The 18,816-nt window shown below is 66.6% G+C and carries 16 protein-coding genes; 3 read left to right on the forward strand and 13 right to left on the reverse strand.

Features of this window, described 5'->3' with window-relative positions; all coding sequences use genetic code 11:
- The coding region (gene dprA / locus AC1DOQ_RS26205; RefSeq protein ID WP_477371112.1) for a DNA-processing protein DprA at positions 1–920 on the reverse strand (920 nt) is incomplete at its 3' end.
- An 88-nt stretch (positions 921–1,008) separates the two neighbouring features.
- The gene (locus AC1DOQ_RS26210; RefSeq protein WP_477371115.1) at positions 1,009–2,145 is read right to left on the reverse strand and encodes a LysM peptidoglycan-binding domain-containing protein; all 1,137 of its coding nucleotides are present in this window, start codon (positions 2,143–2,145) and stop codon (positions 1,009–1,011) included.
- A 273-nt stretch (positions 2,146–2,418) separates the two neighbouring features.
- Here AC1DOQ_RS26210 and def point away from each other — a divergent pair, with 273 nt between their 5' ends.
- Both def and fmt read left to right on the forward strand, forming a co-directional pair.
- Complete coding sequence (gene def, locus AC1DOQ_RS26215; RefSeq protein WP_477371118.1) at positions 2,419–2,955, forward strand: peptide deformylase; 537 nt, start codon at positions 2,419–2,421, stop codon at positions 2,953–2,955.
- 11 nt (positions 2,956–2,966) lie between these two features.
- Positions 2,967–3,917 (forward strand): methionyl-tRNA formyltransferase, encoded by a 951-nt coding sequence (gene fmt, locus AC1DOQ_RS26220; protein WP_477371120.1) that lies wholly within the window; start codon positions 2,967–2,969, stop codon positions 3,915–3,917.
- Positions 3,918–3,962: 45 nt separating this feature from the next.
- Here the strand turns inward: fmt and AC1DOQ_RS26225 are convergent, their stop codons facing one another.
- A complete protein-coding gene (locus tag AC1DOQ_RS26225) occupies positions 3,963–4,193 on the reverse strand; it encodes a BrnA antitoxin family protein (RefSeq protein ID WP_477371123.1) in 231 nt (76 codons plus the stop codon).
- Positions 4,194–4,490: 297 nt separating this feature from the next.
- On the opposite strand from AC1DOQ_RS26225, the gene metH reads away from it, so the two are divergent.
- On the forward strand, positions 4,491–8,258 hold the full coding sequence (gene metH / locus AC1DOQ_RS26230) for a methionine synthase (protein WP_477371127.1): 3,768 nt from the start codon (positions 4,491–4,493) through the stop codon (positions 8,256–8,258).
- 66 nt (positions 8,259–8,324) lie between these two features.
- Here metH and AC1DOQ_RS26235 read toward each other — a convergent pair whose 3' ends face one another.
- The 10 genes from AC1DOQ_RS26235 to rsmB form a co-directional block, all read right to left on the reverse strand.
- Positions 8,325–9,602: an ABC transporter permease gene (locus AC1DOQ_RS26235; protein ID WP_477371130.1), complete on the reverse strand. Its 1,278-nt coding sequence runs from the start codon at positions 9,600–9,602 to the stop codon at positions 8,325–8,327.
- Positions 9,603–9,608: 6 nt separating this feature from the next.
- A complete protein-coding gene (locus AC1DOQ_RS26240) occupies positions 9,609–10,550 on the reverse strand; it encodes an ABC transporter ATP-binding protein (RefSeq protein WP_477371133.1) in 942 nt (313 codons plus the stop codon).
- A gap of 13 nt (positions 10,551–10,563) precedes the next feature.
- The gene (locus AC1DOQ_RS26245) at positions 10,564–11,883 is read right to left on the reverse strand and encodes an EAL and HDOD domain-containing protein (RefSeq protein ID WP_477371136.1); all 1,320 of its coding nucleotides are present in this window, start codon (positions 11,881–11,883) and stop codon (positions 10,564–10,566) included.
- A 117-nt stretch (positions 11,884–12,000) separates the two neighbouring features.
- Positions 12,001–12,765 carry a class II glutamine amidotransferase gene (locus tag AC1DOQ_RS26250; protein WP_477371139.1) on the reverse strand — a complete coding sequence of 255 codons (765 nt, stop codon included), beginning with the start codon at positions 12,763–12,765 and terminating at the stop codon, positions 12,001–12,003.
- 69 nt (positions 12,766–12,834) lie between these two features.
- Entirely contained in the window at positions 12,835–13,092 is a 258-nt protein-coding gene (locus AC1DOQ_RS26255) for a BTH_I0359 family protein (protein ID WP_047827039.1), read from the reverse strand.
- 147 nt (positions 13,093–13,239) lie between these two features.
- Complete coding sequence (locus tag AC1DOQ_RS26260) at positions 13,240–13,617, reverse strand: GTPase (protein ID WP_477371142.1); 378 nt, start codon at positions 13,615–13,617, stop codon at positions 13,240–13,242.
- Between the two features lie 14 nt (positions 13,618–13,631).
- Positions 13,632–14,366, reverse strand: coding sequence for a response regulator (locus tag AC1DOQ_RS26265; protein WP_477371145.1), 735 nt, complete (start codon positions 14,364–14,366; stop codon positions 13,632–13,634).
- Between the two features lie 52 nt (positions 14,367–14,418).
- Positions 14,419–16,725, reverse strand: coding sequence for a sensor histidine kinase (locus tag AC1DOQ_RS26270; protein WP_477371148.1), 2,307 nt, complete (start codon positions 16,723–16,725; stop codon positions 14,419–14,421).
- Between the two features lie 3 nt (positions 16,726–16,728).
- A complete protein-coding gene (locus AC1DOQ_RS26275; protein ID WP_477371151.1) occupies positions 16,729–17,292 on the reverse strand; it encodes a DUF4390 domain-containing protein in 564 nt (187 codons plus the stop codon).
- 37 nt (positions 17,293–17,329) lie between these two features.
- The gene (gene rsmB, locus AC1DOQ_RS26280) at positions 17,330–18,679 is read right to left on the reverse strand and encodes a 16S rRNA (cytosine(967)-C(5))-methyltransferase RsmB (RefSeq protein ID WP_477371154.1); all 1,350 of its coding nucleotides are present in this window, start codon (positions 18,677–18,679) and stop codon (positions 17,330–17,332) included.
- Positions 18,680–18,816: the final 137 nt, after the last annotated feature.

The raw sequence follows: 18,816 nt of genomic DNA on the forward strand, positions 1-18,816 counted from the left end.
GCGCAACGGGCCGCCGGCGGCGACGCCCGGCGCGCCAGCGGCGACATCGCCATCGCCTCCAGCACGTCGGTCGCGGTGTCGACCAGCTTGGCGCCTTCGCGGATCAGGAGGTGACAACCCTTGGCCAGCGCGGCATGGATCGAGCCCGGGACCGCGAACACGTCCCTGCCCTGCTCGGCCGCCTGGCGCGCCGTGATGAGCGAGCCGGACTGCGCCGCCGCCTCGACCACCAGCACCCCGGCCCCCAGCCCGCTGATGATCCGGTTGCGCTTCGGGAAATTGCCGGGCAACGGCGGGGTGCCGACCGGGTATTCGCTGACGATGCAGCCTTCCACCCCGATGCGTTCGCACAGGGCGCGGTTGCGCGCCGGATAGATCAGGTCCGGTCCGGTACCGATCACGGCGACGGTCGAGCCGGGTCCCTTCAGCGCGCCCTCGTGGGCCGCGGCATCGATCCCCAGCGCCAGGCCCGACACGATGCACAGGCCGGCGCCGGACAGGCTCGCGGCAAAGGCCAGCGCGTTCGCCTTGCCCTGGGCGCTGGCGTTGCGGCTGCCGACCACCGCCAGCATGGGCGATGCCAGCAATTCCACACGCCCTTTTATATAGAGCAGCAAAGGCGGATCGGGAATATGGGCCAGCAGTTCCGGATAGCCGGGTTCGCCCAGCGCCAGCACCCGGTGGCCGGGCAGCTCGCGCCAGCGCAGCGTGGCCTCGACCAGGCGTTCGAGCTCGGCCGGCGCGGGCGCCAGCAGCGCCCTTGCCTGGGCCGGGCTCACATGCGCCGCCAAGGCCGCCTGGCCTGCAGCGAACACGGCGTCGATGCTGCCGAAGGCGTCGATCAGCTTGAGGCCGGTACGCGGGCCGATGCCGCTCGCGCGCTCCAGGCGCAGCCAGGCCGCCAGCCTGGCGTCGCTCATGGGCAGCGCCAGAAACGCGACGGCCGCTGGATCGTCTGCAGCGGCCGTCTTGTATGCGGGGTGGAAGTCCGTGTCCTGCACGGCGGAATTACTCCGGTGATTTCGCCACGTCGCCTATTTCCACCGGCAACGTCACTTGCATGACCAGTCCATACGCGACATGGCCGAACACCCGGAAAATGAACAGTTCGCCATACTGCTCGTCCGGCATCCTCAAGCTCGACTTGCCGAAGCCGAGGAAGCCTTTGCTGCCGCCCGGGTCCTGGATCGTCTTCCCGAGATGATAGAGCTGCAGCACGGAGCCGACATCGAGTCCGTCAAGCGCGCCCCGGTTGACAGTCACGACCTGGTTCTGCGACGCGTAATTCGATTCGTTGGCCATCGACATGATGCGCGCCGTGACCGGCCGCTCCGGCGCGTGCGGCACGTAGTTGCGCATCGGGACGGCCGGGGTCGGCAGCAGGCGGTCGCCGACGCCCATTTCCTGCACCGAACTGGTGACCGTAAAGGTATGCACGTCCACGCCCGGCGCGGCTTCCTTCACCAGCCTGGCCGAGCCGACATAGGCGGCTTCGTGGGCGACGACCTTGCCGGTATCGGGGTCGACCAACTCCTTGCCGGGACGGAAGACCTGGAAATTGCGGGCGCCGTTCAGGGGGCCGCGCACATAGATGCGGTCGCCTTCGGCCAGGTAGACCCGGGTTTCCGGGGTGGCGGCGATGCGCGGCGCGGCATCCAGTTCGCGCGGCTCGACCACCAGCGGCTGGGTCAGGAAGGGCTCGATCGCGCTCGAGGGGATCGAGGAGATGGCGTCGCGCGCCATTTCCTCGGTGCGGATCTGCGGCGACAGCTTCGTCACCGGCGGCAGGCCGGCGTCGGCGCCGGCGCTCGCCGCGCCCGGCTTGCTGAGCGTCAGGCGGCCGTGGGCGCGGTCGAAATAGATGATCTGGCCGGGGTAGATCCAGTGCGGGTTGCGGATCTCGTCGCGGTTCATGCCCCAGACCTGGGGCCAGCACCAGGGATGCTCGAGAAACTTGCCAGAAATATCCCAAAGCGTATCGCGCTTGACGACCACGTGCTGGTCGGGCGCGTTCGGGCGGAAGCTGCAGTGGGGGCCGGCGGCGGGAGCGGCCTGGGCCGGCATGGCCAGAACGGCAGATGCAAGAGCGGCGGCGGCGCTGCGGACCGTGAGCGATCGGACGACGCCTGTGCTAAAATTTTTCATCAAAGAGTCCGTAAAGTGCGGCTAAAACACAGATAAGTTCCAGGCAATCGACTCGCTGACCGCACGCCGGATCAAAGCTTGTTGTACCGAAGGGTTGCCGAACTGAATCAAATTCTGCCCACAAATCCCTGAACTAGCAAGACAACCGCGTCCTGCCACAGGCGCGGCGTGTTGCTTTTGTGTCTGTGCGGAAACAATTGTACAGGCTTGAACCGGCGTGACGGACACCCCATCTACGCATTACGACAGAATAAACAGAGTTAATAGAGAGCCATGGCCTTACTGAACATCCTTCGCTATCCCGACCCGCGCCTGCACAAAGTGGCCAAACCGGTCACCGAATTCGACGAGCGCCTGCACAAGCTGGTCGAGGACATGGCCGAGACCATGTATGACGCTCCCGGCGTGGGCCTGGCTGCGACCCAGGTCGACGTGCACGAGCGCGTGATCGTGATCGACGTCACCGAAACCCACGACCAGCTGCTGGTGTTCGTCAACCCGGAAATCACCTGGTCGAGCCCGGAAAAGCAGGTCTACGACGAAGGCTGCCTGTCGGTGCCCGGCATCTACGACGGCGTCGAGCGTCCGGCGCGCGTGAAGGTGAAGGCCGTCGACCAGCACAACAAGCCTTTCGAGATGGAATGCGACGGCCTGCTGGCGGTGTGCGTCCAGCACGAGATGGACCACCTGATGGGCAAGGTCTTCGTCGAATACCTGTCGCCGCTCAAGCGCAACCGCATCAAGACCAAGCTGATCAAGGAAGAGCGCGCCCACCAGAACAGCGGTCCGAAGGCCGCCGGCCGCCGTTGATGGCGGCTCGCATGAAGCTCGTCTTTGCCGGCACGCCGGAATTCGCCGCCGTAGCCCTGCGCGCCCTGATCGACGCCGGTTTCGAGATTCCCCTGGTGCTGACCCAGCCGGACCGTCCGGCCGGGCGCGGCATGCAGCTGCAGGCGTCCGCCGTCAAGCAGGTGGCGCTGGCCCACGGCATCGAGGTGCTGCAGCCGCTCTCTTTACGCATGGATGCCAGGGATGCCCAGCGCGCCGAGGAGGCGAAAGCCGCCCACGAGCGCCTGCTGGCCACCGACTATGACGTGATGGTGGTCGCGGCCTACGGCCTGATCCTGCCGCGCTCCACCCTCGACATCAAGCCCTGCATCAATATTCACGGCTCCCTGCTGCCGCGCTGGCGCGGCGCCGCGCCGATCCACCGGGCGATCGAATCCGGCGATGCCGAGACCGGCGTCACCATCATGGAGATGGAAGAAGGCCTGGATACCGGCCCGATGCTGTCGATGGAGCGCCTGCCCATCCTCGACACCGACACCACCGGCAGCCTGCACGACAAGCTGGCCGCGATGGGCGGCCGCATGATCGTCGCGGCCTTGCACGAGATGGCGAAGGGCCGCCTGGCTGCCGTGCCGCAGCCGGAAGAAGGCGTGACCTACGCCGCCAAGATCAGCAAGGAAGAAGCGAAGCTGGACCTGCAGCGCCCCGCTGCCGAACTGGCGCGCAAGGTGCGGGCTTTCAATCCCTTCCCGGGTGCAGCGATGCAAACTGTGGCGGGCGTGACGATCAAGATCTGGAATGCGCAGGCGGTCGACGGCAAAGGCCGGCCCGGCCAGGTACTGGCGGCGGATGCCCAGGGAATCGTGGTGGCTTGCGGAGAAGGCGCGCTGCGCCTGACGGAACTGCAGAAACCGGGCGGCAAGCGCCTGGCGGCGGGAGAGTTCCTGAAGGGATTTTCGTTCGACGGCGTGTCGTTCGAATAAACGGCGGCGCAAAAAACGAAGGGGGCGATTGCCCCCTTTTTTCGCTTAGTGCTGCTCGACCTGAGCACGCACGCGATTGGCTTCCATGTACTCGCGCAGGACCTGGTTGATACGGGTCTGGTAGCCCGGGCCTGCCGATTTGAACCACTCCAGCATGTCGACGTCCAGGCGGATCGTCACGATCTGCTTCACGCCGCTGGCGGCGTTCTTGTTGGCAGTGGTTTCTTCAGTGCGGGCTGCCGGCTGGTCCCATTCAGGCACGTATTCTTTGTTCATTGCAATTCTTCCCATTGTGGCGGCGGACGACGGGTCCGCACATTCCGTTCGATTTGGACTAGGGGCCGCGCCAGCGGCGGCTCCATGGAATTAATTGTCGTCCCTGTATGTATCCGAGAAATTGCTAAGAAGCCTCATTTTGTATCACACTGTAACAGTGTGAACTTCTGAAACATAAGGTTACAAACGTCTTTACACAGGCGTTTGCCGGCAGCCTCCGCTTGACAGCCGAACAAACTCTGCTAGTAAAGGTATAATCGAAGACCCGCCTCTGTAGAACCCTCCCGGAAACCATTGATGAACACCGCTGCCCCGACCTATTCCCCCGCCGACGCCCAGCTGCGCGAGATTCTTGCGCGCCGCATCATGATCCTCGATGGGGCGATGGGCACGATCATCCAGCAGTACAAGCTCGACGAGCAGGCCTACCGCGGCGAGCGCTTCAGGGATTTCGCCGCGCCGGCCAACAGCGGCGCCCGCGAGCTGTTCGTGAAGGGGAATAACGAGCTGCTGAACCTGACCCAGCCGCAGATCATCCAGGAAATCCACGAGCGCTACCTCGCGGCCGGCGCCGACATCATCGAGACCAATACCTTCGGCGCCACCGGCATCGCCCAGGACGACTATCACATGGCGGAGCTGGTCTACGAGATGAACCTGGAGGCCGCCAGGCTGGCGCGCGCCGCCTGCGCCAAATACTCGACCCCGGACAAGCCGCGCTTCGCCGCCGGCGCCCTCGGCCCGACCCCGAAGACGGCATCGATCTCGCCAGACGTGAACGATCCGGCCGCGCGCAACGTGAGTTTCGATCAATTGGTGAGCTCCTATTACGAGCAGCTGCGCGGCCTGGTCGACGGCGGCGTCGACCTGCTGCTGGTCGAGACCATCTTCGACACCCTGAACTGCAAGGCGGCCCTGTTCGCGATCGACCAGTACTTCGACGAGCATCCGCAGACGCCGCGCCTGCCGCTGATGATTTCCGGGACCGTCACCGACGCCTCGGGCCGCATCCTGTCGGGCCAGACCGTGCCGGCCTTCTGGAACTCGGTGCGCCACGCGAAGCCGCTGACCATCGGCCTGAACTGCGCGCTGGGCGCGGCCCTGATGCGTCCCTATGCGCAGGAGCTGTCGACCATCGCCGACACCTATGTGTGCATCTACCCGAACGCCGGCCTGCCCAACCCGATGAGCGACACCGGCTTCGACGAGCTGCCGGCCGACACCTCGGCGCTGCTGAAGGAGTTTGCCGAAGCGGGCTTCATCAACGTGGCCGGCGGCTGCTGCGGCACCACGCCGGAACACATCAAGGCCATCGCCGACGTGATGGCCAAGGCCACGCCGCGCACCGTGCCGGAGGTGCCGACCGCGCTGCGCCTGTCCGGCCTGGAGCCCTTCACCATCGACGATGCCTCGCTGTTCGTGAACGTCGGCGAGCGCACCAACGTGACCGGCTCCAAGGCCTTCGCGCGCATGATCCTGAACGAGCAGTTCGACGAGGCGCTGTCGGTGGCGCGCCAGCAGGTCGAGAACGGCGCCCAGGTCATCGACATCAACATGGACGAGGCGATGCTCGATTCGCAGGCGGCCATGACCCGCTTCCTGAACCTGATCGCCTCCGAACCGGACATCTCGCGCGTGCCGATCATGATCGACTCCTCGAAGTGGAGCGTGATCGAGGCCGGCCTGAAGTGCGTGCAAGGCAAAGCCATCGTCAACTCGATCTCGATGAAGGAAGGCGAGGAAGAATTCCTGCGCCAGGCCAAGCTGTGCCGCCGCTACGGCGCCGCCGTGATCGTGATGGCGTTCGACGAAAAGGGTCAGGCCGACACCTTCGAGCGCAAGATCGAGATCTGCAAGCGCGCCTACGACGTGCTAACGCAGAAGGTCGGCTTCCCGCCTGAAGACATCATCTTCGACCCGAACATCTTCGCGATCGCCACCGGCATCGAGGAGCACGACAACTACGCGGTCGACTTCATCAACGCGACGCGCTGGATCCGCGAGAACCTGCCGCATGCGAAGGTGTCGGGCGGCGTGTCGAACGTGTCTTTCTCCTTCCGCGGCAACGACCCGGCGCGCGAAGCCATCCACACCGTGTTCCTGTACCACGCGATCAAGGCCGGCATGACCATGGGCATCGTCAACGCCGGCATGATCGGCGTCTACGACGACCTGTCGCCGGAGCTGCGCGAGCGCGTGGAGGACGTGGTGCTGAACCGCCGCCAGGACGCCACCGAGCGCATGATCGAATTCGCCGGCACCCTGAAGGCCGGCGGGAATAAACAGGAAGCGAACCTCGAGTGGCGCAACGCCGCCGTCGAGCAGCGCCTGTCGCACGCGCTGGTGCACGGCATCACCCAGTGGATCGTCGAGGACACCGAGGAAGCGCGCCAGAAGATCGACGCCGCCGGCGGCCGTCCGATCCAGGTGATCGAAGGCCCGCTGATGGACGGCATGAACATCGTCGGCGACCTGTTCGGCCAGGGCAAGATGTTCCTGCCGCAGGTGGTGAAATCGGCGCGCGTGATGAAGCAGGCCGTGGCCCACCTGATCCCCTTCATCGAAGAGGAAAAGGCGGCAGAGGAACGCCGCACCGGCATTGTCGCCAAACCGAAGGGCAAGATGGTGATCGCGACCGTGAAGGGCGACGTCCACGACATCGGCAAGAACATCGTCTCGGTGGTCCTGCAATGTAATAACTTCGAGATCGTCAACATGGGCGTGATGGTGCCCGCCGCCGAGATCCTGGCCAAGGCCAAGGAAGAGAACGCGGACATCATCGGCCTGTCCGGCCTGATCACGCCGTCACTGGAAGAGATGGCCTATGTGGCGCGCGAAATGCAGCGCGACCCCTGGTTCCGCGAGCGCCAGGTGCCGCTGCTGATCGGCGGCGCCACCACCAGCCGCGCCCACACCGCGGTCAAGATCGCACCGCATTACGAAGGCCCGGTGGTGTACGTGCCGGACGCTTCGCGTTCGGTGTCGGTGGGCCAGGCCCTGGTGACCGCGGACACGCGCGACGCCTACGTGGCCGAACTGGCCGGCGACTACGAGCGCATCCGCGAACAGCACGCCAACAAGAAGGCGCTGCCGATGGTGAGCCTGGAACAGGCGCGCGCCAACAAGGCGAAACTCGATTACGCGCCGCAGAAGCCGAAGTTCATCGGCCGCCGTGTCTTCAAGAACGTCGAGCTGTCCACGCTGGCGCGCTACATCGACTGGGGTCCCTTCTTCCAGACCTGGGACCTGGCCGGCCCCTACCCCGCCATCCTCAACGACGAGGTGGTGGGCGAAGCGGCCTCCAAGGTGTTCGAGGAAGGCCAGGCGATGCTGAAGAAGATCGTCGACGGACGCTGGCTGACGGCCAACGGCGCCATCGCCCTGCTGCCGGCGAACAGCGTCAACGACGACGACATCGAAATCTATACCGACGAATCGCGCAGCGAAGTCGCCTTCACCTGGTACGGCCTGCGCCAGCAGGGCGTGAAGCCGGTGGTGGACGGCGTGCAGCGCCCGAACCAGTGCCTGTCCGACTTCATCGCGCCGAAGGAGTCCGGCGTGGCCGACTACATCGGCATGTTCGCGGTGACCGCCGGCCTGGGCGCCGAGAAGATCGAGAAGCGCTTCGAGCTTGAAGGCGACGATTACTCGTCGATCATGGTCAAGGCCCTGGCCGACCGCCTGGCCGAAGCCTTTGCCGAGTACATGCACGAGCGCGTGCGCACCGACCTGTGGGGCTACGAGCCGCTGGAGAAGCTCAGCAACGAGCAGCTGATCAAGGAAGCCTATGTCGGCATCCGTCCGGCGCCGGGCTACCCGGCCTGCCCCGAGCACACGGTGAAGGCCGAGCTGTTCAAGACCCTGCAGGCCGAGGAAATCGGCATGGAGCTGACGGAATCCTTCGCGATGTACCCGGGCGCGGCGGTGTCGGGCTTCTACTTCTCGCATCCGGAGTCGAAGTACTTCGTGGTCGGGAAGATCGGGCAGGACCAGCTGGAGGACATGGCGGCGCGCCGCGGGCTGCCGAAGGAAGACGTCGAGCGTTACCTGGCGCCGAACCTTTGATCTTCAACGTGGGCACAGGGTGCCCACCCTACATTTGCCGTAGGGTGGGCTCCCCGAGCCCACGCTTCAGGCCCGCTTGAACTTCCACACCGCCAGCAAGCCGAACCCCAGCGCAAACGCCAGCTCCACCCCCATCGCCGGCGCCACCGCCATCGCGTCCATCCCGCGCCAGGTGACGGCATCGAGCCCGTCGACCGCCCAGCGCGTCGGCACCGCCATGGTCAGCTTCTGCAGCCATTCCGGGAACAGGAAGGACGGCATCCACGCGCCGCCCAGCATCACCATGATCAGCACCGCGAACATCGCGATGCGGCGCGCCGCTTCGGGGGTCTTGCCGAAGGCCGCGATCAGCAGGCCCAGGCTGGCGGTCAGCACGCCGAAGCACAGCGCCAGGCCGAGGAAGCCCGGCAGGCTGGCGATATGCACCCCGAACACCGCCACCGCCACCGCGAACACGATGCACAGCAGGGCAAAGGCGATGATGGCGCCGGAGGCGGCGCGCGACAGCAGCAACTGGGTCAGGCCCACCGGCGCCGCCAGCAGGCGGTTCCAGACGCCGGTGCGCTGCGCCAGCAGGATGCCGATGCCCATGTCGATGCCCATGAAAAGGATGAACTGCACGCCCATGCCGGCGAAGGCGTGGGCATAGGCGTTGTAGCCCTGCTCCGCGGCCCCGCTGCTGAGCTGCTGGTCGCGGGTAGTGAAAGGCATGCTCAGGCCCCGGCCCGCGGCACCGGACGCGCCGGCGTCCTTCGGCGGCAGGGACTGGAATTTCTGCACGCTGGCCAGCATGTCGCGCAAGGCGCGGCTGTCCGGGTCGGTCTGCGCTTTCCCGTCGAGCTGGCGCAGGCTGCGCTCGGTCATCTCCTGGCCCATCTTCCCGCCGAACATCTCGGCGCTCACCACCGACATCACCTGCTGGGTCAGCATGCCCTTGACCATGCCCAGCACGGCCGGCTGCGAAGGATCGTACAGCAGCGGGATCGCGGGCTTGCCGCCATTGCCGAACAGGGCCGCGCCGGCCGCTTCGCCGAAGCCCGCCGGCAGCACGATCGCCACTTTCTGGTCGCCCTTGCGCACGGCCTTCTCGGCGTCCGCCATGGCCATGCTCGTGATGCGCAGGTTCGGGTCCGCCTTCAGGCCGGCGGCGATCTTATTCCCGATCTCGCTGGTGTCCTGCTGCACCAGCGCGACCTCGATCGCACTGGTCCTGGCATTACCGCCGAACAGGGAGCCGAAGAAGGCCGCGATCACGATCGGCAGCAACAGGGTCATCGCCAGCGCGCGGCGGTCCGATAAAAACAGGATGATGTCCTTGCGGACCAGGGCGTAGAAGGCAGTCATGTCGGGTCAGTCGCGCAGGGAACGTCCGGTCAGGGTCAGGAAGATGTCCTCGAGGCTGGTGCGCGCGGTGGCGAAGTGCAGCGGACGGCAGCCGGCCTGCTGCAGCCAGCCCATCACCGGCAAGGCATCGGCCGCCTGCGCCAGGCCGATGTCGATGGCGCCACCGTTCGCATTCAACGAGGTTACGCCACGCTGCCCGCGCAAGCCCTCCAGCAGCGAGGCATGGGCCGGCTCCGCCAGTTCGACCCGCAGCGCGGCCTGGGCCGCCAGCCGGCTGTGCAGCGAGGCCGGGCTCTCGTCGGCCAGCACCTTGCCGTGGTCGATGATGACGATGTGGTCGGCCAGGCGCTCCACCTCTTCCATGTAGTGGCTGGTGTAGATCAGGGCCTTGCCCTGGGCCTGCAGGGCTTCCAGGGTATCGAAGATGGCGCTGCGGCTCTGCGGGTCGACGCCGACGGTGGGCTCGTCCAGGATCAGCAGCTGGGGATCGTGCATCAGGGCCGCGGCGATGTTCAACCGCCGCTTCATCCCGCCGGAATAGGTGGCCGGCTTGTCGCGCGCGCGGTCGAGCAGGTTCACCTGGCCCAGCACCTTCTCGATGCGATCAAGCAGCAGGCCGCCGCGCAAGCCGTACAGGGCGCCGAACAGGCGCAGGTTCTCGGTCGCGGACAGCTCGTCGTACAGGGCCAGGTCCTGCGGCACCACGCCGATCCTGCGCTTGACCGCTGCAGCGCCCGGCCCGACCCGTTCGCCGCCCAGGAAGATCTCGCCCGAGTCGGGCACGAGCAGGCCGCACAGCATGCCGACCGTGGTCGACTTGCCGGCGCCGTTCGGGCCCAGCAGGCCGACGGTCTGGCCGGCCAGCACGCGGAAGGAGACGCCGTCGACCGCCCGGCGTGTGCCGTAGGTCTTGACCAGGTTGTGCACACTCAGGAGGACGGACGACATGTTCTACACCTCCTTAGATCGCGTACCTTACGACGGAGTCGGACCACTGGAACGCGGCCATCTCGAGTTCGACCATGTCGTCGCCCGAAATCGCCAGCCCGCGCAGCGACGGCAGCACGCTGTCTTCCTCGCCCTCGTGGCTGTCGGGCGACTCGATGCATTCGGCCAGCTTGAGCAGCTCGCCGAAGAAGCCGCCGCGGCGCAGCAGCGCTTGCGAGATCTCGTCGCTGACCGGGATCTGTTCGGCGATGTCGGCCATCGGGATGCCGAACAGGACGTCCATCAGCGACATGATGCCGACCGTGAAGGCGATCTCGGACAGGTAGCGCTGGCCGGGGCGCAGGCGCTGGGCCAGCAGCTCCATCAGGCGGCCGCGGGTGGTCGCCAGCATCAGCAGCGGGGTCTGGTTGTGGCCGCGCGTGCCCGGCTCGGCGTACAGCATGATCTGCAGCCAGCGCTGCAGCTGGCGCCGGCCCAGCAGGATCAGGGCCTGGGACACCGAATCGATGCGCTGGCGCGCGCCCACCGCCGGCGTGTTCACCAGGCGCAGCAGGTTCATCGCCACCGTCACGTCGCGCTTCACGGCGCGTTCGATGTCGGCGTTGTCGACGTCCGAGGTCACCAGCTTCATCAGCTCCAGCACCGCCGCCTGCGAGGGCGACAGCTTGCGTCCACCCAGCACCGAGGGACGGGCGAAATAATAGCCCTGGAAGTAGTCGATGCCGAGGTCGAGGCAGGCCTGGTATTCGTCGCGGGTCTCGACCTTGTTCGCCACCACGGTCTTGTTCATGCCGTGCAGGCGCGCCACCAGGGTGCCCAGGGCCGGCAGCGGCGTCGTACGCAGGTCGAGCTTGACGAAGCGCGCCAGCGGCAGCAGCTTCTGCAGGCGCGCCGCATCGTCGATGCCCGCGCCGGCACTGCCGCTATCGATGCCGTCGAGGGCGAACTGGAAACCGTGGCCGGCCAGCTCGGCCAGGCGCGCCAGGGTCGCCTCGTCCGGCGCCACCGAAGCGGCCAGTTCGAGCACCGTGCGTTCGCGCGGCAGGAAGGCGAAGATGTCGCTGCCCAGCACATCGGCGTCGACGTTCAGGAAGCAGTGGGCGTCGCCGATGGCGCGCGCCAGGCCGAGCTGGGCGGCGTGGGCGATGACGGCGGCGGTGGCGCTCAGGCCGGCGCCCTGCCTGACGTCCGCCTGGCCGAGCGGCGTGCTGCGGAACAGCAGCTCGTAGCCGAACAGGGACTGGTTACGGTCCAGCACGGGCTGGCGCCCCAGGTAGAAGTCGCGCACACGCAAGGGATGGTCGGCTTGGTCCTGTCTCTGGGTAGGGGTCATCTCGGACTCTTCGGCAGCTTGTACACCAAGCACTTTACCCCATTCCGTCCGCCTAGTGGCTTTTAGGCATTAATTTCAAGCCAAAAACGTAACATCCTGCTCACATTCAGAAAATTCCTACACCGGCCATCCGTCGACAAAGACCTTCAGCTCGCCGGGCGCGAATTCGGTCCAGGTTTCGTTGGTCGTGAGCGGCGTGGTGACGATGATGGCGACGCGGTCGTTCGGTGTCGTCACCTGCGAAAAGTCGACCGACAGGTCTTCGTCGGCCAGGCAGGCCTTGTCGAAGGGGTATTGGCGCACCACGTAGCACAGCTTGGTCGAGCAATGGGCGAACATGGCGGTGCCGTCGGACAACATCATGTTGAACGTGCCGTGGCGGGCGATCACGCGGACCAGTTCGCCGATCGCCGCGCGCAGGGCCGGCAGCGCGGGCGGCCGGTCGCCAAAGCGGGCGCACAGCTCCTGCAGCAGGAAGCAGAAGGCCAGCTCGCTGTCGGTATTGCCGACCGGGCGGAAGGCGCCGTCGAGGGTCGGTCGGAAATCCTTCAGATCGCCATTGTGGGCGAACACCCAGTAGCGGCCCCACAGTTCGCGCACGAAGGGATGGCAATTCTCCAGCGCCACCTGGCCTTGCGTGGCCTTGCGGATATGCGCGATGACGTTCAGCGACTTGATCGGGTAGCGCTTGATCAGTTCGGCGATCGGGGATGCGATGGCGGCCTGGTGATCGACGAAATGGCGAACGCCGGCGCCCTCGAAGAAGGCGATGCCCCAGCCGTCGTGGTGGGTATCGGTGCGGCCGCCGCGGTGGGCGAAGCCGGTGAAGCTGAAGACAATGTCAGTGGGGACATTGCAATTCATGGCAAGTAATTGACACATGGGCCAAGCTTACCATGCCTGGACTGCCGGGCCGGTCTTGGTAAAGACGACAGGCCCGGGCCGTGCTGTTCAATGCAGGACGACCGGCTGGCTCATCAGGGTATCGTAGGAACCCAGGAACTCGTCGATCTCTTCCATCGTCGGCTCGCTCGCGATCAGGTTGTTGACGTCGCGCCGGAAAGCCTGAGCCAGTTTGCCGCCGATGAACGCTTCGCGACGGCCGGACTTGTCGACGATCTCGTAGCCGCCGAAGCGCAGGGCTTCGAGGTTGTGATCGACGCCAAATTCGACGACGCTGTACTGCTCGCTGTTATAGATCATGTTCATGATGACTCCTTCACTCGATCAGATTGGCGAAGCTTGGTGCCCGGCGGCGGGCATCCAATGATGAATGCAATCTACTTCAATGCCGAGGTGGGGCTGTCCTGCCTGATTTCAAGCTTCCGAAATGCTGAGGACGCTGTAGGCGCGATCCTATGAAGGCGATGAGATCAGGTCGGGTGTCAGCCTTAGCAGCTGATCGTATGGCTCGGCCTGCAGCCACGATCGCAACTGATCAAGGTGCTCGCTGCGGGCGACGCCGATGAACAGGCGTTCAGGCCGCTGGCGCAGCATGCGATTCAATGTTACACGCAAAACCAGATTGCCGGTGCAGCACAGGCAGCCGGGCGCGATGCGCGCGAACAGGACATCTGCGGGAAGGGAATCGAGAGGGGAATTGCCGGGCGCGAGGCCCTCGAGGATCACAGCGGATTTTGCACTATTTTGGTGCAAATTTGACAACTGAAGCTGGCCGAAGATGGCTTGTTCCCGCCCCGCCGCCGAAGCTCCCGTGACCAAGGTAACGGTCACGGGACTTGCCGTGCTCATTGGGCGGCGTTCTTCTTGCCCAGCTTGCCGGGCTCGACGCCGAGCTGCTTGAGCTTGCGGTACAGGTGGGTGCGTTCCAGGCCGGTCTTCTCGGCCACGCGGGTCATGGAGCCGCCTTCGCGGCCCAGGTGGTGTTCGAAGTACATACGCTCGAAGGCGTCGCGCGCTTCGCGCAGCGGCAGGTCGAAGGACAGCGTATAGCCATGGGCATGGGCTTCGCCGTTGCCGACCGGGCGGGCGATGCCGATCGCGCCGTTCGCGGGCGGCTGGGCCGCGTACATCGGGGCGCTCGGCACGCTCGGCTCGGGCACCGGGGCGCTGGCGACAGCCGGGCGCGGGGCGATGGCCGGGGCGCGCGCCACTTCCTGGGCACGGGTCAGGCCCTGCTGCACCGCCTTCAGCAATTTCTGCAGGGCGATCGGTTTTTCGAGGAAGTTCAGGGCGCCGATGCGGGTCGCCTCGACCGCGGTGTCGATCGTCGCATGGCCCGACATCATAATCACGGGCATCGTGAGCAGGCCGTCCCGCTGCCACTCCTTGAGCAGGGTGACGCCGTCCGTATCCGGCATCCAGATATCAAGCAGGACCAGGTCGGGCGCGCCCTGCTGGCGCGCGTTCCTGGCCTGCTGGGCGTTTTCCGCCAGCTGCACCACGTGGCCCTCGTCGCCAAGGATTTCCGAGAGCAGCTCGCGGATTCCCATTTCATCATCAACTACGAGTATGTTCGCCATTCTCTCTCTTGCCTTCCTGTCTGACCCTCACAGCCCAGATTCTATGCGCGAATCACGCTTCGGCCAAGTTCGCCTCGGGTGCTAACTTTAACAGCAAAATCGATACCGAAGCGCCAGATCCGTCCGCCCGGTTGCCGACGTCGATCCGGCCCCCGTGTTCATCGACGATCTTCTTGACCATCGGCAGGCCGAGACCGGTACCCCTGGCCTTCGACGTGACATAGGGTTCGAAGGCGCGCGACAGGATCTTCGGCGCGAAGCCGGGGCCGTTGTCGACGATCGCCAGGCGCACCGCGGTGCCGGCGGCGCCGTCCGCGCCTTCGTAGTGGATGGCCTCGGTCACCAGGTCGATGCGCGGCGGTCCGCCGTCGGGCGGCGGCGAATCGGCCAGCGCGTCCTGGGCGTTGGCAAGCAGGTTGTGGATCACCTGGCGCAACTGGGTGGCATCGCCCATCACGCGCGGCAGGTTCGGCGCCAGCACGGCGTGGATGACGTCGGAGCCGTCCTCCGCCAGGTAGAGATTCAGGATCTGCGAGATCAGGTCGTTCAGGTCGAGGGGGCCGAGCACCGCCGGCGGCGCCTTGGCGTAGTCGCGGAAGTCGTCGACCATGCGCTTCATGGCGTCGACCTGGGTGACGATGGTGTCGGTGCCCTTCTTCAGCAGCTCGGCGCCCTGGGGGTCGAGGCGGTCGGCCAGCTTCATCTGCAAGCGCTCGGCCGACAGCTGGATCGGCGTCAGCGGATTCTTGATCTCGTGCGCCAGGCGCCGCGCGACCTCGCCCCAGGCCACCGAACGCTGGGCCGAGATCACGTCGGAGATATCGTCGAACACCACGATGAAGCCGCTGCCCGCCCCCACCGGCAGGCGCGAGCCGCGCGCCAGCAGGGTCAGGTCGTGGTCGTCGCTGGTGCCGGGGCGGCGCGGCACTTCGATCTGCTGCTGCCAGTGGGCGCGCTGGTCGCCGTGGCGGCGTCCCTGCTTGGCCGCCGACTGCGCGCTCTGCGCCGAGAATGCCTTGGTGACGGCGCCGGCGAAGGCTTCCAGTCCCTCGATCGCGTCCAGCGGGCGGCCGGCCAGCGCGCTGGCGTCGACCTGCAGGATGCGGTGCACGGCGTCGTTCGAATTGACCACCACGCCGTCGGCATCCATCACCACCACGCCGGCCGACATATTGGCCAGCACCGATTCCAGGTGGGCCTTGGCGCTCTGCAGCGCGGCGCGGTTGCGCTCGACGGCGGACCTGGCCTCGAACAGCTGGCCGGTCATGGCGTTGAAGGACTGGGTCAGCGTGCCGAGTTCGTCGTTGGTCTCGACGATCGGCCGCGGCGACAGGTCGCCCTCGGCCACCGCGCGCGTGCCCTCGGCCAGCACCAGCAGCGGCTGCGCCAGGTTGCCGGCGATCAGGAAGGCGCTGCCGATGGCGGAGAAGATCGCCAGCAGCAGGGTCAGCGTGAGGGTCCCGATGTACATCTTGCGCAGGCCGGTGCGCGAGAACGCGCGGCTCTGGTAGGTGCTGTAGGCGTCCTGCAGCACCTGGGCGTTGGTGGCCAGGTTGATCGGCACCGACTGGATCAGCTGCAGGTAGCGCGGCTCGGTGCCGGGCGGTTCCGGCACCGACACCACCGCGCGCAGGCGCAGGCCGGTCGCCATGTCCAGGCCGCTGGGCGCGCCGGCGCCCTGGAAGTCGCGGAATTCATGTTCGGCGCTGCCTTCGGATTGCGCATAGCCGCCCGGCAGCGCGGCCTGCTTGAGCATCTGCGGGCTCGGCAGGTCGGGCGTGAGGTCGCTCTGCGGATCCTCGGCGGCCGAGACCACGACCTTGCCGTCGGCCGACAGCAGCAGCGCGCTCTGCATCCCGGTCTCGCCGCTGACCAGGCGGGTCAGGATCGCCCGCGCGGCGGCCGGGTCCTGGCCGGCCAGGGTGGCGGCGGTGGTGCTGGCGCTCACGACCAGCTGGGACTTCGATTCGTCCAGCGCGGCCTGCCCCAGCTTCAGGCCGGAGTCCAGCGCGGCCTCGATCTTGACGTCGAACCAGGACTCGATCGAGTGCGACACGAAGCGCACCGAGACCATGAAGATCACCAGCCCGGGCAGGATGCCGATGCCGGCGAACAGCAGCATCAGGCGGGTCATCAGGCGCGAGCCGAACTTGCCGGCCTTGTAGCGCGCGTACAGGCGCGTCAGGGCGACGATCACCAGGATCAGGAGGGCGCCGGCGACCGCGGTGTTCAATCCCAGCACCCAGGAGTAGTTCCGGTCCAGGAAGCCCGAGTTGTCGGAGGCGGAGGCGAGCAGGAACAGCAGGATCGAGCCGATCGCGCTGCCGATCACGAGCACGTAGCGCAGGACCTGGGTCACGGCTTACTCCGCACGATAGGTGAAGGTCTTCTTGTGCGAAGCCAGGCGCAGGTCGGAATTGTTGAAGGCATCCACCTGGAGCGGCTTCTGCAGGTATTCACGGTCCATGAACATGCGCAGGGTCACGTTGTAGGTCTCGCCGGACTTGAGGTCGCCGCGCGCGGCGAACAGCCAGGGCACCGGCCGGCGGATCAGGAACAGGGCCTCGTCGAGGGTGGCGAAGCTTTGCTGCAGGCTGCCGATCACCTGCACGGTGTACTGGCGGTTCAGCAGGTCGTAGTGCAGGCGCACGGTGCGCCGTTTCGACACCGCCTTGTCGTCGTACCACCACCAGCGCGGCCGGGTCAGCTCGATCTCGGTGGTGAAGTACAGGGCCACGCCGTGCATCACGGCCTGTTCCAGGCCCGGCGTCAGGTCGAAGGAATAATTGGAGGACAGGCGGTAACCGTCGTCGGAAGCGGCGATGCTGGCGCGGGTGATCTCGATTCCGTCGGCCGCCTGCGCACCGGCGCAGGCGAAGACCAGCATGCACTGGCAGACGAACAGACGGAAAAATCGGGCAATCACTAGGGCCAGGCCTCAAAAAGCGTGTTATCGGGAGGTCTTACGCCCCTGCCTTCTGGAACAGGGCATAGAACAGACCATCATGATCCTGCCCGGCACCGCTTGTCGGAAGAAGCTGGCCCGGCGCATCGAGACGGACCGCACCGTGGCGCGCCGCGAAGGCGGCGGCCTGCGCTTCCGATTCCTGCGGCCAGAGCGAACATGTCACGAACAGCAATTTACCATCGGGCCGCAGCATCTGCCAAAGATTGTCGAGTATTTTGATGGAAAGTGTTGCAAGTTGGTGGGTATCGCTCTTCCGGCGCAACCAACGGATATCCGGATGGCGCCGCACGATGCCCGAGGCCGTGCACGGCACGTCGGCCAGGATGCGATCGTACTGACGTCCGTCCCACCAGCCGGTGTCTTCGGCCGCGCCGGTCTTGACGGTGGCGTGCAGGCCCAGGCGCTGCAGGTTCTGGTCGACGCGGGCCAGGCGGCGGCCGTCGACGTCGAGCGCGGTGAGGTCGACGTCGGCCGTCTCGAGGATGTGGCCGCTCTTGCCGCCCGGGGCCGCGCAGGCGTCCAGCACGCGCATGCCGTCGTGCAGGTCGAGCAGCGGCGCGGCCAGCTGGGCGCCGGCGTCCTGCACCGACACCACGCCCTGCTCGAAGCCGGGAATCTGCACCACGTTCATGGCCTGGGCCAGGCGCAGGGCGGACGGGCCGACGCGCGTGGCTTCGATGCCGGCCGCGGCCAGGGTCTGCAGATAGGCCTCGACACTGGTCTTGCGCAGGTTGACGCGCAGGGTCAGCGGCGGCTGGCGGTTGCCGGCCTGGAGGATGTCCTGCCACTGCTGCGGGTAGGCGCTGCGCACCGCGTCGATCCACCACTGCGGGTAGTTCCAGCGCGCCAGCGGCTGCGGCAGCGCAGCCGCCAGCAGGGCTTCCTTCTCGCGCAGGAAGCGCCTCAGCACCGCGTTCACCATCGCCTTGGCATGCGCGAAATCGGGGTGGGCGGCAGCGGCGCCGACGGCCTGGTCGACCACGGTAAAGGCTTCGTAGGGCGGCTGGCTTCCTTCCGGCGGATCGAGCAGGGCCAGCGCCGCGCACAGCAGGCCGGCCAGCATCGGCGGCTCCGGCGATTTGCTGGTCATCATGGCCAGCAGGGTCTCGCTGCGGCCCAGCTGGCGCATCGTGCGGTAGGCGATGTCCTGGATCGCGCCGCGCGCCTGCGGGGTCGCCTCATAGGCATGGAAGACCTCGGACAGGGCCTGGGGCAGCGTGCTGCCGTTCCATACGCGGGCGATGCTGCTGGCCGCGCCGAGCAGGGCGAAGGCGAGCGAATCGCCCTTCAGTTCGGGACGGAAATCGAGCTGGACCGGAGCCTTGAACTCGTGGCTCTGGCGCAGGCGCGGGCTGTCGTCGCGGACCGGCGCCGGGACTGGTGCGGATAGCGGAGCCGGAGCGGGCGCCGGCGGCCGTGCCGGCGCCGCTGCGGGCCCCTGGCCGCGTGCGCCCTGCTCCGGCCGGCCGGACGGACGTCCCT

This window comes from Massilia sp. 01N417 (genome assembly GCF_056399645.1).